This is a genomic window from Brenneria tiliae (assembly GCF_023347575.1).
In the GTDB taxonomy this organism is placed as follows: domain Bacteria; phylum Pseudomonadota; class Gammaproteobacteria; order Enterobacterales; family Enterobacteriaceae; genus Brenneria; species Brenneria corticis.
The window spans coordinates 327,368-341,538 of record NZ_JAKPCB010000103.1; the positions used below are offsets into that span (position 1 = coordinate 327,368).

Genomic DNA, 14,171 nt, shown 5'->3' on the forward strand with positions numbered 1-14,171 from the left:
GATGTCTGCTGCTAATGCAGACCCCTGTGGCAGGGGCGCGCTATATCGTTAATGGTGCCTGCGGGCATGACTGGAGATAACTCTTGATGAAAAACTGGCAAACGAGCGCGGAACAAATTTTGACGTCGGGTCCCGTGGTTCCCGTTATTGTGGTCAATAAACTGGAATATGCGGTGCCGATGGCAAAAGCCCTGGTTGCCGGCGGCGTTCGCGTTCTGGAACTGACATTGCGCACCGACTGCGCCGTAGACGCTATTCGCGCCATTGCTAAAGCGGTGCCGGAAGCGATCGTCGGCGCGGGTACGGTAACCAATCCGCAACAGCTGGCCGCGGTAACCGAGGCCGGCGCGCAATTCGCCATCAGCCCAGGGCTGACGGAACCTTTGCTGCGGGCGGCAACGGCAGGCAGCATCCCGCTGATCCCGGGGATCAGCACCGTCTCTGAACTGATGCTGGGGATGGATTACGGTTTACGCGAGTTTAAATTCTTCCCGGCGGAAGCCAACGGCGGCGTTAAAGCGTTACAGGCGATCGCCGGGCCGTTCGCGCAAATTCGTTTCTGCCCGACCGGGGGGATTACTCCCAACAACTACCGTGATTATCTGGCGCTGAAAAGCGTACTGTGCGTCGGCGGCTCCTGGCTGGTGCCGAACGATGCGCTGGAAAGCGGCGATTATGCGCGTATCACCGAACTGGCGCGCGCAGCGGTAGCCGGGGCGAAAGGGTAGTAAGCCAAGGTTGACGACGGTCCGAAGCCATCCACGCGGATGGCTTTTTTACCGACTCGGCGGTGCTTAACCGCTGACCTTCACCGCCGCCGCGGTTTCTTTCGCCAGCAGGACGGCCTCTTCGATGGTTTGCGCGCTTGCCAGCGCCACGCCCATGCGTCGCTTGCCGCCGATTTCCGGTTTGCCGAACAGGCGGATCTGGGTGTGTGGACGCAAGGCGCCCTCCAGCCCCTGATAGCGTACGTTCCGGCTATCCAGATCAGGAAGAATCACCGCGGAGGCCGCGGCGCCGTATTGACGAATGGCGCCGATCGGCAACCCGAGAAACGCGCGGACATGCAGCGCGAACTCTGACAGGTCCTGCGAGATCATCGTCACCATCCCGGTATCATGCGGGCGCGGCGAGACTTCGCTGAAAATAACCTCGTCGCCGCAGACAAACAGCTCCACGCCAAACAGCCCGTGGCCACCCAGCGCTTTTACCACCTCGGCGGCTATTTTTTGCGCCCGCTCCAGCGCCAGTGGGCTCATTTGCTGCGGCTGCCAGGATTCGCGGTAATCGCCGTCCTCCTGGCGGTGGCCGATGGGGTCGCAGAAGTGAATACCGTCCACCGCGTGGATGGTCAGCAGGGTGATTTCGAAATCAAAATCGACCAATCCCTCAACGATAACCCGCCCGCCGCCGGCGCGCCCGCCCTGCTGGGCATAGCGCCAGGCCTTATCCAACTGCCCGGGGTCCCGCAGCAGACTCTGTCCTTTGCCTGATGAACTCATCACCGGCTTGACGATGCAGGGGTAGCCAATCTCCGCCACCGCCTGATGAAAGTCGGTTTCGTCGTCGGCAAAGCGGTAGCTTGAGGTCGGCACGCCCAGCGTTTCGGCCGCCAGGCGGCGAATGCCTTCGCGATTCATCGTCAGGCGGGTTGCCTGCGCGCAGGGCACCACTCGATTGCCTTGCCGTTCGAGCGTCACCAGCATATCGGTGGCGATGGCCTCAATCTCGGGCACGATATAGTCAGGGCGTTCGGATTCAACCAACGTTTTTAACGCTTCGCCGTCCAGCATATTAATGACATGGCTGCGATGGGCGACCTGCATGGCAGGCGCATCGGCGTAGCGATCGACGGCGATAACCTCGATACCCAAGCGTTGACACTCAATGGCGACTTCCTTGCCCAACTCACCGGAGCCCAGCAGCATCACGCGCGTGGCGTCGGCGCGCAGGGCTGTTCCAATCGTTAACATAGCCTATACCCGATCTGGTTGTGAAAAATGGGCGCAGTATAAACGAAAACGTTTGCGTGCGCATCCGAGGCCATGCGCGCCGCAGGGAAAACGCCGCCGTGACTTGGCATCGGACGGGAATCGTGCCACTCTTTTTATTCCCGAACCAAGGACCTGAACACCATGACAGCACCGCAAGCAGCAAAAAGACCCCATCCGTTGACCGTTCATAATGATACCCGCATCGATAACTACTACTGGCTGCGCGACGACCAGCGCAGCGATCCTGACGTGCTGGCCTATCTGCAGCAGGAGAACCGCTACAGCCGCGAGGTGATGGAGCCTTATGACGGGCTGAAACAGGCGCTGTATGGCGAAATGGTCAACCGGATACCGTCGGAGGATATGTCGGTTCCCTACGTTAGAAAAGGTTACCGCTATCAGAGCCGCTATGAGACGGGCAAAGAATATCCCATCTATCGTCGCCAGCCCGAGAGCGTGACGGATGAATGGGAAACGCTGCTGGACGGCAATCAGCGGGCGGAGAATCATGAGTTTTATAGTCTGGGGACGCTGCAGGTCAGCCCGGATAATCAGCTGTTGGCGTTGTCGGAGGATTTTCTGTCCCGCCGGCAGTACGACATTCGGTTCCGCGATCTGCGCAGCGGCGAGTGGTTGCCCGACGTTATTGAAAAGGTCTCTTCCGGGGCGGAATGGTCGGCTGACTCCGGCATGCTTTATTACGTACGCAAACATCCGCAAACCTTATTGCCGTATCAGGTCTATCGCCATCAACTGGGAAACGATCCGGCGGCCGACGAGCTGGTGTATGAGGAGAAGGATGATACCTTTTACGTCAGCCTGGGCAAGACGACCTCGGAAAGTTACATCATCATTTACCTTAGCAGCACTACCACTACCGAGGTGCTGTTGATCGACGCGGCGCGCCATGATGCCGCACCGCAGGTGTTTATCCCCCGGCGTAAAGATCACGAGTATGGCGTCGACCACTATCGGGACGCCTTTTACCTGCGCTCCAACCGGGAAGGAAAAAACTTTGGCCTGTATCGCACGCAGGAAGTCGGGGAAGGTAGTCTGGAAACGCTGATTGCGCCGCGGGAACAGCGCGTGCTTGAAGGTTTCGAGCTGTTTCGCGACTGGCTGGTGGTGGAGGAAAGGGAGCGGGGGCTCACCAGCCTGCGGCAAATTCACTGGCAGACGCGGGAAGAGAAAAATATTACCTTCAATGACGCCAGCTACGTGACCTGGCTGTCGTATAACCCAACGCCGGAAACCGCGCTGTTGCGCTACGGCTACGCGTCCATGACCACCCCGAGTTCGCTCTTTGAGTTGAATATGGATACCGGCCGGCAACGGTTGCTCAAGCAGGCGGAAGTGAAGGACTTTCGCGCGGATAATTATTGCAGCGAACGCTTATGGATTACCGCCCGCGACGGTGTTGAAGTCCCGGTCTCCCTGGTCTATCATCGCGAACATTTCAAACCCGGTCAAAATCCCATTCTGGTCTACGGCTATGGCGCCTATGGCAGCAGCATGGACGCGGATTTCAGCGTCAGCCGGCTTAGCCTGCTGGACCGGGGGTTTGTCTTTGCGCTGACCCATATTCGCGGCGGCGGCGAACTGGGGCAGCAGTGGTATGACGACGGACGATTGCTGAATAAAATGCATTCGTTTACCGACTTTATCGATATATCGCAGGCGCTGGCCGAAAAGGGTTATGGCGATCGGCAAAAAATGTTCGCCATGGGCGGCAGCGCGGGGGGATTATTGATGGGCGCGGTGGTGAATTTGGCGCCGGATCTGTTTAAAGGCGTCGTCGCCCAGGTGCCGTTTGTCGACGTGCTGACCACCATGCTGGACGAGTCCATCCCGCTGACCACCGGCGAGTATGAAGAGTGGGGGGATCCGAACGATCGCCGCTATTATGACTATATCAGGCAATACAGCCCGTACGACGGGGTAACCGCTCAGGCTTATCCGCATATGCTGGTCACCACCGGATTGCATGACTCGCAGGTTCAGTATTGGGAACCGGCAAAATGGGTGGCCAAGCTGCGGGAACTAAAAACCGATAAGCGTTTTTTGCTGCTGTATACCGATATGGATGCCGGGCACGGCGGAAAGTCGGGACGCTTCAAACATTATGAGGATATTGCGCTGGAATATGCGTTCTTGCTGATGGTGCTTGAAATCGATTGAAGTGATGAGAGTAAACCCGCTGATGCGGGTTTACCGATCAGCATTGTTGGCTTTAAGTGATATCCGCCTGAGGCTGCGCTTTCTTGGCCTTTTTATCCGCGCGCTTTTCAACGGCGGTTTTCAGGGGTTTTTTCTTGCTGTTCTTTTTGCTGTCCATTCCTTTACTCATTTCTGACCTCGCTTGGTAAAAGGTTGGGTTGCTCACCCATTAACCGCTTGTTTGTTGCGATATGCAAGGAGAAAATATTTTTTATCACGATGAAATATGTCGCCGGCAGACGCTATTTGGATTTAGGCTCATAGGGCAGGCGTGAGAACTGTAGCGACCGCTGGCGGTAAAATCCGACGCGCTCACGGAAATAACCGCGCAGATGCTCCGGTTGTTCCCGCTCTACCACCTCAGGAATAACCGGCATATTATAGCGTTCTTTAAAGGCAACGCCCGACGCGGCCAGATCCACATTAATCTTGTCCATCTCTTCTTTGGGCAGATCGGCCAAATTATGTCCCATGTGGTCTTCTCCTGCATATCGATTACCGTATTCTGTGCGTCAAGGTAAAACAGAGCCGGGGAAATGGCAAGACGCTGCCCCGGCTGCGGTGGGTATAAAACGGGTTCAATTATATTTCCCATTTTCTTTGATAATAAAAATAATTCTCAATCACGATAACGAATTATTTATTGAAAATGAAAATTAGTATCAATTATGTAAAATGTAATTATATGATTTAAAACATAAAAATAATTATTTGTTAATTTAGTTAATGAGATGTTTTTATTTTTATTATTCAGGCATAATAAGCCGCGATGCATTTACCTGCCTGAGAAATAAGGAATGACTATGTTAAAAAAAGAAATGATCGAAAAATTGAACGAGCAGCTTAACCTGGAGTTTTATTCCGCTAATTTATATTTACAGATGAGCGCCTGGTGTGGCGATAAAGGCTTTGAAGGTGCTTCCGCTTTTCTGAAAACCCATTCTCAGGAAGAGATGGAGCATATGCAGCGCCTGTTCAACTATCTGGATGATACCGGCAGTATGCCGATATTAGGCGCCATTGCCGCGCCGCCGGTGGAGTTTGCGTCGCTGGCGGACGTATTCAAACTCACCTATGAACATGAGCAACTGATTACCGACAAAATTAACCAGCTGGCCCACGCCGCAATGGCGCAACAGGATTATTCAACGTTCAACTTCCTGCAATGGTATGTGGCCGAGCAGCATGAAGAAGAAAAACTGTTCAGATCTATCCTGGATAAACTGGCCCTGGTCAACACCAGCGAAGGCGGCCTGTTCTTTATCGATCAGGATCTGAAAAAAATGGCGGCAAATGTGTCCGGTGGCGCAACGTCCTGAGTCCTTCAGACTGACTGAAACCCCGGCATAGCGGCAATGCGCATCGGTTGAACGAGCGCATTGTCCTGCCGTAACGGAACCTTGCCTTTACTACTTTCCCCCCTCGACTTCATCCGGCACTATCGTTATGATCGCCGCTAGCGGCTAATATAGTAACCCTCTGTTTTATATGGTATGAAGCCTGCCTTCGAGCTGGATAATAGTGCCGCTGCAACGGAACGGGGCGTAAGCGCCTGAATAATCATGCTCAGGAACAACATGATGAAGAAAATATTGTTATTGCTGATTCTCGCTTCACTGTCTGTTAATGCCTTTTCCGCCGCCAAGCTGGCGAATATAAGCCGTCTGCAATACGGAGAAACCTGGGCGTTTACGCGGGAAGAGGTTCAGCTTATTTGCCGGCCCGGCAACGCACTGTATGCCCTGCATACCGGGACGTTGATGCAATATCCACTTAACGACGTCGCTACCGCCCAGATGAAGTCCGGACAGGTTAATGCCCAGCCGATAGACGCCATCTGGTTGGACGACCCCAAGCATCCGGGGCAGAAGAAAAGTTTACAGCCTTTTATCGAACGCGCAGAACAGCTTTGCGATCCGGATGCTAAACCATAAAGTGATTGATTCCTTAATTGAATGTTAATTTACCAGCCTTTAATGGTTACAATAAAGTGTGAATTCTGTTCCATTTGTGATAATTGCAAATGCAAGAAAACTGGAAAACGCAAGGGAGTTGGCTACGCTTAGGTGACAAGGCTTGTTCAGCTTGTATAAATGCCAACTTTTAGCGCACGGCTCTCTCCCAAGAGCCATTTCCCTAGACCGGATACAGGAATCGTATTCGGTCTTTTTTTTAAATCATTGATTTATAACTATTTATTTTTTTGATCCACGAAAATTCCACGAAAATCGATATTCGGTCTTTTATAGATAAGTATATTTCTTGCCCCTTGTATTCAGATAGTTATCTGTCATTTTGGCCGATTTATGGCCGAGTAACTTCTGGGCAAACTCCTTTCCTCGTTTTTACAAAACCTTTTGTGAGGCTGTCAGGATTTATCATCCCGTCGAAAGTGCATCAGCAGCCTATTATTGCACCTCTATTTATTTTGTAGTAACGTTACTACAAATCGCATCGGGCAGGAGGTACTGCTATGACCATTACGACTTTATCCAGTAGAGAACTCAATCAGGACGTTACCCGCGCCAAAAAGGCGGCATTGAATGGCCCGGTATTCATTACGGATCGCGGCCGGCCGGCGCATGTGCTACTAAGCATCGAGGAATATCAACGGCTGACAAAGCAACGTCGCAACATTTCTGATGCGTTGGCTATGCCGGGTATTGCGGACATCGAATTTGAGCCGCCTCAAGCGAACATCGGAGCTAAGGCGGCTGATTTCTAATGATGTTCGTTCTTGACACGAATGTGGTATCCGAACTGCGAAAAGTGCGGGCTGGCAAGGCCGATGCGAAGGTGGCGGCCTGGACGGAAAGCGTTGATGCCGCCGATCTCTTTGTTTCGTCCATCACCATCATGGAACTGGAGATGGGCATTCTGTCGGTTGAGCGCCGGGACGCCACGCAGGGGGCCATGCTGCGTTCGTGGCTGGAGCAGCACGTACTGCCGGAGTTCGTCGGGCGTACGTTGCCTGTCGATACCGCCGTGGCGTTACGGTGTGCTCGCCTTCATGTCCCCGACAAGCGCGGCGATCGTGATGCGCTAATCGCGGCAACCGCCCTTGTTCACGGCATGACGGTAGTCACCCGTAATGTGGCTGATTTCGAGCCGACGGGCGTACCTATTGTCAATCCCTGGGGGTAGGGGGGTTACGGGAGAGTCATCAGATATGGTGGTCACCCATAACGGGAAAAACGTTTCCGGTGCCGCATCCGAAAAAAATTTACCGCTCGGTACGGTCAAATCCATCAAAAAAATGGCGGGGATCTAATTTCCGCTTTTCTGGAGGTGAATATGTTTTTCTCTGTGGGTGTAGAGACGCCAAAAGATGAACGCACCGCATACGGTCTGATTGTTCCGGCACTGTGCACTGATGATTACGGGTGTTTCTCTGCCGCTGACAGCCAGAAAGAGATTGCGCGTATGGCGCGTGAGGCGATTTTAGCCATCGTGGATGAAATGGTGACGCTCGGTAACGTGGATATCGAACAGAGTAATGATGCCGGGCACCTGGTCTATGCGGGGCAGCCCGACTATGCCGATTATGATAGCTGGTTTGTGTTGGATGTGGATTTGTCGGCTCGACCGATTAAAACGCCCACCTAAAAACGATGGGCCGAGCATGAAACCCTTCTTAATATTGATTCCACGATTGCCGGGCAATCTCAATATCCTACCGCGGAAAGCGGAAGATACATGACCACGCTCGAATAGTTTGTATAGGGCCGCCAGTCGCACTCGGCGACAATCCGATACCCCCAGTGTTCGTAGAGCGCGATTAATCGCTCGGCGGGTTTGGCCGTATCCAGGGCAATCCCTTTGGCCCCACGGCCACGCGCATAATCCTCGACATATTGGTGAAGGCGACGTCCGTTCGCAAAGCGTTATCCGGCGCTTTTTTGCGCTTTATACCACCGTTGCGCGTCCGCCATCGCTCCGGGTCTGCGCCAGGTGCCGCCACAGCGGCTGTAGGCGTTGCAGCGCGGCGCGCATCTGCGGCGCTTCCAGCGCGAACGGCAGGCGCAGAAAGCGCTCGAAAGCGCCCTCGGTGCCGAAGCGCGGACCGGCGCCGATGCGGATGCCGATGGTTTCGGCGCTGGCGGCGAACATGGTGGCCAGCGGTTTGGGGAGCTCTATCCACCAGGATAGTCCGCCTTCCGGCGGGCGCGACCGCCAGTCCGGGAACAGTTCCTCAATCGCCGCGCCGCAGGCGTCGCGTTGCCGCCGCAGGGTTTCCCGCCGCTGCGGCAAAAAATTGTCCGCCTCGTTAAACAGCGCGATGGCGGCCAGTTGTTCCAGTACCGGCGAACCCAAATCCAGCGTATTCCGTATCTGTACCAACGACGCGATGGTGCGGGCGGGCGCGCGGATCCAGCCCAGGCGCAGACCGCCCCAGAAACTTTTCCCGGCGGAGCCCAGCGTAATGACCCGATCGGCATCGTCGAACGCCGCCAGCGGCGGTGGCGGCGGGGCGTCAAACCACAGATTGACCATGGTTTCATCCACCACGATGGCGGTGCGCGTCCGGGCGGCGATATCCGCTACCGTTTGGCGGGTCGCCGCATCCATACAGCGCCCGGTAGGGTTATGAAAATCGGGGATCAGGTAGACGAGGCGCGGGGCGGTCTGGGCGATCGTCGTCGCCAGCCCGGCGGTGTCCCAGCCCCGTTCGGGCAGGCTTACCGATACCGGCCGGCAGGAGGCGCCGGTAATGGCCGCCAACGCCAGCGGATAAGTGGGATGATCAATCACCACCCGGTCGCCGGGACCGGTGAGCAGCCGCAGAATCAGGCTGAAACCGCTAACCGCGCCGTTCACCACCATAATTTGCTCCGCGCTGGTCGGCAATCCGCGCGCGGCATAATGCCGGGCGATAACCTGGCGCAGCTCCGGCAGCCCCTGCTGGCCGTAACCGGTGGTGCCAAGGTGTTCGGGCAGGGCGATCAGCGCGCTGGCATAGGCCTGATGAATTTCCGGGCCGGCGCGCAGCGCGGCGGTGGAGAGGTCCAGCGTAGGCGCCGCACCGGCGGGCAACGGAGCGGCGCCCGAGCCGTTTTCCGGCAGCATCGTCACCGAGCCGGACCCATGGCGACTGGCCAGATATCCCTCCTCGCGCAGCTGCGCCAGCGCCGTCGCCACCGTGGTACGGCTGATCTCGAGGGCTGAGGCCAGCTCCCGTTCGCCGGGCAGACGGCTCTCCAACGGCAGACGACCGTCAAGAATTAACAGCCGCAGTCCGTCCGCCAACTGGCGATAGACCGGGGTACGCGGTAGATCCTGACGCCAGCGTCCCAGTAACCGAAGCAGCGACGGGGCGCCTATTCTGCGCTGTGCCATATATACTGGTCCACTTTATAAAAACTGGACCTTAATACTAAGTCCATTTTGCGTAAAGGTATAGCCACAACACGGTGGCGTATTAAGGATAAGAGAATGGTTCGTCGGTTGGTTCAGCTTTATATAGGTCTGGTGTTATACGGGGTTTCCACCGCCATGTTGGTGCGCGCCAACCTGGGGGCGGACCCGTGGAATGTGTTCCATCTCGGCGCGGCGGCGATCTTCTCGCTGGATATCGGCATGGTGATGATCATCGTCGGCGCGCTGGTATTGCTGTTGTGGATCCCGCTGCGCCAGCGGCCCGGACTGGGAACCGTCAGCAACGTGATTGTGCTGGGGCTGGCGGCGGACGCGACGTTGGCGCTGATGCCGCCGCTGACCTCGTTGATGGCCCGCAGCGCATTGTTAATCGCCGCGGTGGTGGTTAACGCGCTGGCCACGGGAATGTATATCGGCGCCGGTTTCGGCGCCGGCCCGCGGGACGGTCTGATGACCGGCATCAACGCCCGTACCGGCTGGCCGGTGCGGCGCGTGCGTACCGCCATCGAGGTCAGCGTATTGCTGGCGGGCTGGTTGATGGGCGGCACGGTCGGCGTGGGGACGGTGCTGTACGCATTGACCATCGGGCCATTGATCCAGCTCTGCCTGCCGTGGTTTATCGCCGGGCCGCCGGCGGGAAAAGCGCGGGTACGGACGACGGCGCGGCCTTAAGTGCGCCATCGTTTGATTTTTCCGCCCGGATCCATTTGTTTATTTAAAAGTTTTAACGCCGATAAATTCAGCAGTAGGATAAACGTCGGCAGATAACCTACTTATTTAAACAGGGTGAAGGGAAGAGAGATGCAGATTTCAGAAGGTCGCTTATTGGATATTACCCGGGCGCTGTTGCGGCAGGCGGGGTGTGACGCGGCGGAGGCCGCCTGCGTGGCGCAACATCTGGTCGCCGCCAACCTGAAAGGGCACGACAGCCACGGCGTGGGCATGCTGCCGCATTACGTAAACTTTATCGCGCAGGGCCAGATGCATCCCAACACCCCGGCGCGCAAGATCCGCGACGGCGGCGCGGTGTTGCAGTTCTCCGGCGATCGGGGTTTTGGGCAGCGTACCGGCAAAGAGGCGATGGAGGCGGCGATCGAACGCGTCAAGACCACCGGGGTGTGTTTGATGACGCTGTCGTCAACCTGCCATCTGGGACGTATCGGCACCTACGGCGAAATGGCGGCCGAGGCGGGGCTGGTGTCGATTCATTTCGTCAACGTCAACGATCACGATCCGATTGTGGCGCCCTGGTGCGGCAGCGAAGCGCGTTTTGGCACCAACCCGATCTGCATCGCTTTTCCGAAAAGCGAAAATAACGCCGCCTTTGTGCTCGATTTCGCCACCAGCATCGTGGCGCTGGGCAAAACCCGCGTCGCCTATCTGGCGGGCAAAAAGTTTGATGAAGAGGTGATGATCGACGGCGACGGCGTCTCCACCAACGATCCGCGAGTGATGTGGGAAGGCGAAAAACAGGGCGCGCTAAAGCCCATTGCCCGGCATAAAGGCGGCGGGCTGGTGCTTGCCGCGGAGCTGCTGGCCGGGGTGTTATCGGGCGGCGGCACCATTCAGCCGGAGAATCCGCGCCAGGGGGTGATTGTGAATAATATGACCACCATTGTGATCGATCCCGCCAGTCTGGTGTCGATGGCGTGGTTGCAGAAGGAGTACGACGCGATGCTGGACTATGTCCGCTCGTCGCGGGCGCCGGACCCCGCGCAGCCGATCCTGATTGCCGGCGAGCCGGAACTCAACGCCAGAGCGCAACGGCGGGCCGCCGGCATCGTGATTTCCGATGCGGAGTGGCAAAAAATTGTCGATGCGGGCATATCGCTTGGCATGGCGCCGCAGGCGTTTGCCCTGTAGCGTTCCAGCCCGGAATAAAAAGGGCGCCATCTGGTTGATATGACCTACTATTGCATAAGGCGCGTAATAACGGGGCGGCGGAATATATGCGGGGACTGCTGGTTGTACTGGTGATTCTGGGGGCTTTGATTGCGCTGGCGCCCTGGATCCAGGGCCATCTTCCCCCCGGCTACGATCCCTTTTCTCCATTGTCGGTCGACGACCCGCCGACGCTGGTAACCCGCTTTAAGCTGCGGCGCCTGGCGGACGATCCCGCCGCCTGTCTGGCGGCGCTGCGCCAGGCGCAGGATAAGGGGCGCGTCACCTTCAGCCTGCCGGGGGATATTGACGGGCAGTGTCCGCTCTCTTCCCCGGTGCGCGTGCAGCGTTTTGGAACCGTGACCCTCAGCTCGGGCTTCTTGGCCAGCTGTCCGCTGGCGCTGAGCAGCACCATGTTCGTCACCCAGGCGGCGATACCGCAGGCGCAGCGGCTGGGCGCGACGCTGGCGCGCATTGATCATCTCGGCAGCTTCGCCTGCCGCAATATTTATCATCGCCCTGAAGGGCGGCTGAGCGAACACGCCACCGCGGACGCCTGGGATATTTCCGCCTTTCGCCTGGCGGACGGGCGGCGTATCAGCGTGTTGAATCAGTGGCGGGCGACGGACGAGCGCGGCGATTATCTGCGCGCCACCTTTGAACAGAGCTGCGCTTTCTTTGGCAATGCGCTGGGACCGGAATACAACGCCGCCCATGCCAACCATTTTCATCTGGGCATGCGCGGCTTTGGCGTGTGTCGGTAACGGCGGGGCGGAAGCGGATTAAAAGTCGGCGTATTCCTGGGCTGGCAACCAGAAACCATCAATAAATTCTTCGATAGGATAACACCCGGCGCGGCGTAAGCGCTGTTCCTTCATGGCCTTGAGACACTGGGTTTCGGTGTTATACGCGCCGATCACCAGTTCATCGCAGCCATTGCCGAGATAACAAACAAATATCACCAGTGCGAACATAACGTCCTCAATTTTTCGTAACCCTCAAATTTTGCTTAATAGCGCTGCGGTTTTATTTTCGCTCTGTAGGCAATTGTAGATGAGAATCAGCGAGAAGTGAGGCGGAGCGGTCCGTCAGGTGGTTTTATCGCCACCTGACGGCGTTGCAAGCGGAATCTGTTTTAGCGCTTATCCGCTGCGGCGCAGCAGGCGCCGTCGCGCACCAGATCGCGCGGCAGACTGTTTTTTATCCGGCTGCCGATGCGTTTGGCCAGGCCCACCGGGCAGTGGCGGTAGGTGAGCAACAGTTCGTCGGTCGAGGGCGCCGGCTCCGGGTAGCTGTCCTTCCCCTGAAACCATTCGCAGGCCAGCCGATCGCTGAGCGCGTAGGCGTGGCCGGCGTCGGCGTTTGCCAGCGCGATAACGGCTTCATGCTGCCAGCGATAGCCCTTGGCGAAGCGTTCCGCCAGTTTGATCCCGATACGCGAGAATCTGATTTTTCCCAGCGCGGAGGCCAGCGCAGCGGGAAAAAGCCAGATCTCGTTGTCGCGCTGCCACAGCTGCAAGCGGTCGTTTTGCCATTCAAGCCCGTGCTGTTGCGCCGCCTGAACGACCGCCGCCCGGTCTTTGGCGCTCAGCGGCGAGAACGGGAATTTCCCCACCTGGTAACCGGGGGCGGGAAGCGGCGTAACGCTGGCCGTTTTACGCAGGCGCGCCACGAAAAACCCCTCGCTGTCATAAATTTGCGGAAAGACGTGTAAAAATCCTTCCTCCGTCGCCGCCAGCGCGGCGTCAGGGAACAGGTCGGTGAGGGGTTCGAATTCGCAGGCGTCGGGAAAGGTTTGCCGCAGCCAGTGGCATACCTGCTGATTTTCCTGCGCGTTCAGCGTGCAGGTGGAGTAAATCAGCACTCCGCCGGGCTTTAAGGCGTGAAAGGCGCTGAGGATCAGCTCGCGCTGGGTGGCGGCGATGCCGGCGATACTTTCCGGCGACCAGTGGTTCATCGCGGAGGGATCTTTACGCACCACGCCTTCGCCGGAGCAGGGGGCGTCAAGCAGGATCGCATCGAAATACTCGGGCAGCGCCGCGCCGAATACCCGTCCGTCGAAGTGGGTCAGCGCCGTATTGGCGACGCCGCAGCGGCTGATATTGGCGTGCAGCACCTTCACCCGGCTGGCTGAGTATTCATTGGCGATAATCGCTCCCTGATTATCCATGGCGGCGGCGATTTGCGTGGTTTTGGAACCGGGGGCCGCCGCCACGTCCAGCACGCGCTGCGGCGCGGCGTCATGGTGAAAAAGGGCGCTGACCGGCAGCATGGAACTGGCTTCCTGAATGTAAAACAGGCCGCTCAGATGCTCCAGCGTATTGCCAAGACGCAGGGTTTCATCATCATCCGCGTTCAGCAGCCAGAAACCGTCGCGACACCAGGGAATGGGTTCCAGGCGCCATTGGTAGGGTTCCACCAGCTTTAAAAACGCCGCGCTGTCGATTTTTAACGTATTGACGCGGATGCTGCGGCGTAACGGCCGCCGACAGGCGGCAATAAACTCATCCATGGAGAGATGAGCGGGCATAACGGCCTGAATGGCGGAGAGAAACTCAGGAGGTAAAGGGGTCGGCGTCGGTTTAGCCACGATAGAAAGTCTCGTTGCAAGGGGAAAAATTGTCAGCGCGCAGTGTAGCATAATGCGCCGCCGAGCGTGCGGCGACGCACGGCAACCCAAGTTCTCCCGTCAGGTTCGGCCCG

The 14,171-nt window shown here is 57.3% G+C and carries 16 protein-coding genes and 2 pseudogenes; 11 read left to right on the top strand and 7 right to left on the bottom strand.

Going from position 1 to position 14,171, the window contains the following annotated elements:
• The first annotated feature begins 86 nt into the window (after positions 1–86).
• Positions 87–728 carry a bifunctional 4-hydroxy-2-oxoglutarate aldolase/2-dehydro-3-deoxy-phosphogluconate aldolase gene (locus MFP24_RS22305; RefSeq protein WP_249232469.1) on the top strand — a complete coding sequence of 214 codons (642 nt, stop codon included), beginning with the start codon at positions 87–89 and terminating at the stop codon, positions 726–728.
• Between the two features lie 66 nt (positions 729–794).
• Here MFP24_RS22305 and purT read toward each other — a convergent pair whose 3' ends face one another.
• A complete protein-coding gene (gene purT / locus MFP24_RS22310; protein ID WP_249232468.1) occupies positions 795–1,973 on the bottom strand; it encodes a formate-dependent phosphoribosylglycinamide formyltransferase in 1,179 nt (392 codons plus the stop codon).
• A gap of 162 nt (positions 1,974–2,135) precedes the next feature.
• On the opposite strand from purT, the gene MFP24_RS22315 reads away from it, so the two are divergent.
• Positions 2,136–4,172 (top strand): S9 family peptidase, encoded by a 2,037-nt coding sequence (locus tag MFP24_RS22315; protein ID WP_249232467.1) that lies wholly within the window; start codon positions 2,136–2,138, stop codon positions 4,170–4,172.
• Positions 4,173–4,224: 52 nt separating this feature from the next.
• On the opposite strand, the gene MFP24_RS22320 is transcribed toward MFP24_RS22315, so the two are convergent.
• Both MFP24_RS22320 and MFP24_RS22325 read right to left on the bottom strand, forming a co-directional pair.
• Positions 4,225–4,377, bottom strand: a complete 153-nt coding sequence (locus MFP24_RS22320) for a hypothetical protein (protein ID WP_249232915.1) — start codon at positions 4,375–4,377, stop codon at positions 4,225–4,227.
• Positions 4,378–4,453: 76 nt separating this feature from the next.
• Positions 4,454–4,684 carry a DNA polymerase III subunit theta gene (locus MFP24_RS22325; RefSeq protein WP_009113126.1) on the bottom strand — a complete coding sequence of 77 codons (231 nt, stop codon included), beginning with the start codon at positions 4,682–4,684 and terminating at the stop codon, positions 4,454–4,456.
• Positions 4,685–5,014: 330 nt separating this feature from the next.
• Here MFP24_RS22325 and ftnA point away from each other — a divergent pair, with 330 nt between their 5' ends.
• The 6 genes and pseudogenes from ftnA to MFP24_RS22355 all read left to right on the top strand — a co-directional run bounded on the left by ftnA (position 5,015) and on the right by MFP24_RS22355 (position 7,817).
• The gene (gene ftnA, locus MFP24_RS22330) at positions 5,015–5,530 is read left to right on the top strand and encodes a non-heme ferritin (RefSeq protein WP_249232466.1); all 516 of its coding nucleotides are present in this window, start codon (positions 5,015–5,017) and stop codon (positions 5,528–5,530) included.
• A gap of 258 nt (positions 5,531–5,788) precedes the next feature.
• Positions 5,789–6,145 (top strand): YebY family protein, encoded by a 357-nt coding sequence (locus MFP24_RS22335; protein ID WP_249232465.1) that lies wholly within the window; start codon positions 5,789–5,791, stop codon positions 6,143–6,145.
• A 539-nt stretch (positions 6,146–6,684) separates the two neighbouring features.
• On the top strand, positions 6,685–6,936 hold the full coding sequence (locus MFP24_RS22340) for a type II toxin-antitoxin system Phd/YefM family antitoxin (protein WP_249232464.1): 252 nt from the start codon (positions 6,685–6,687) through the stop codon (positions 6,934–6,936).
• A 2-nt stretch (positions 6,937–6,938) separates the two neighbouring features.
• Positions 6,939–7,355 carry a type II toxin-antitoxin system VapC family toxin gene (locus MFP24_RS22345; protein WP_249232889.1) on the top strand — a complete coding sequence of 139 codons (417 nt, stop codon included), beginning with the start codon at positions 6,939–6,941 and terminating at the stop codon, positions 7,353–7,355.
• Between the two features lie 14 nt (positions 7,356–7,369).
• Positions 7,370–7,482: pseudogene (locus MFP24_RS22350) on the top strand (type II toxin-antitoxin system HicA family toxin); the annotation flags it as partial.
• A gap of 23 nt (positions 7,483–7,505) precedes the next feature.
• Positions 7,506–7,817 (top strand): type II toxin-antitoxin system HicB family antitoxin, encoded by a 312-nt coding sequence (locus tag MFP24_RS22355; RefSeq protein WP_249232888.1) that lies wholly within the window; start codon positions 7,506–7,508, stop codon positions 7,815–7,817.
• A gap of 59 nt (positions 7,818–7,876) precedes the next feature.
• Here MFP24_RS22355 and MFP24_RS24300 read toward each other — a convergent pair.
• Positions 7,877–8,071: pseudogene (locus tag MFP24_RS24300) on the bottom strand (N-acetyltransferase); the annotation flags it as partial.
• Between the two features lie 46 nt (positions 8,072–8,117).
• The gene (gene yczR, locus MFP24_RS22360) at positions 8,118–9,548 is read right to left on the bottom strand and encodes a MocR-like transcription factor YczR (RefSeq protein ID WP_249232463.1); all 1,431 of its coding nucleotides are present in this window, start codon (positions 9,546–9,548) and stop codon (positions 8,118–8,120) included.
• 96 nt (positions 9,549–9,644) lie between these two features.
• On the opposite strand from yczR, the gene yczE reads away from it, so the two are divergent.
• From yczE to MFP24_RS22375, 3 genes are all read left to right on the top strand, one after another.
• Positions 9,645–10,259 carry a membrane protein YczE gene (yczE, locus tag MFP24_RS22365; protein WP_249232462.1) on the top strand — a complete coding sequence of 205 codons (615 nt, stop codon included), beginning with the start codon at positions 9,645–9,647 and terminating at the stop codon, positions 10,257–10,259.
• Positions 10,260–10,388: 129 nt separating this feature from the next.
• Positions 10,389–11,450 carry a malate/lactate/ureidoglycolate dehydrogenase gene (locus tag MFP24_RS22370; RefSeq protein WP_249232461.1) on the top strand — a complete coding sequence of 354 codons (1,062 nt, stop codon included), beginning with the start codon at positions 10,389–10,391 and terminating at the stop codon, positions 11,448–11,450.
• Between the two features lie 86 nt (positions 11,451–11,536).
• Positions 11,537–12,232, top strand: a complete 696-nt coding sequence (locus MFP24_RS22375) for an extensin-like domain-containing protein (RefSeq protein ID WP_249232460.1) — start codon at positions 11,537–11,539, stop codon at positions 12,230–12,232.
• Between the two features lie 18 nt (positions 12,233–12,250).
• Here the strand turns inward: MFP24_RS22375 and MFP24_RS22380 are convergent, their stop codons facing one another.
• Positions 12,251–12,442, bottom strand: coding sequence for a YdfD/YebW family protein (locus MFP24_RS22380; RefSeq protein WP_009113058.1), 192 nt, complete (start codon positions 12,440–12,442; stop codon positions 12,251–12,253).
• A 161-nt stretch (positions 12,443–12,603) separates the two neighbouring features.
• The gene (gene rsmF, locus MFP24_RS22385; protein ID WP_249232459.1) at positions 12,604–14,058 is read right to left on the bottom strand and encodes a 16S rRNA (cytosine(1407)-C(5))-methyltransferase RsmF; all 1,455 of its coding nucleotides are present in this window, start codon (positions 14,056–14,058) and stop codon (positions 12,604–12,606) included.
• Positions 14,059–14,171: the final 113 nt, after the last annotated feature.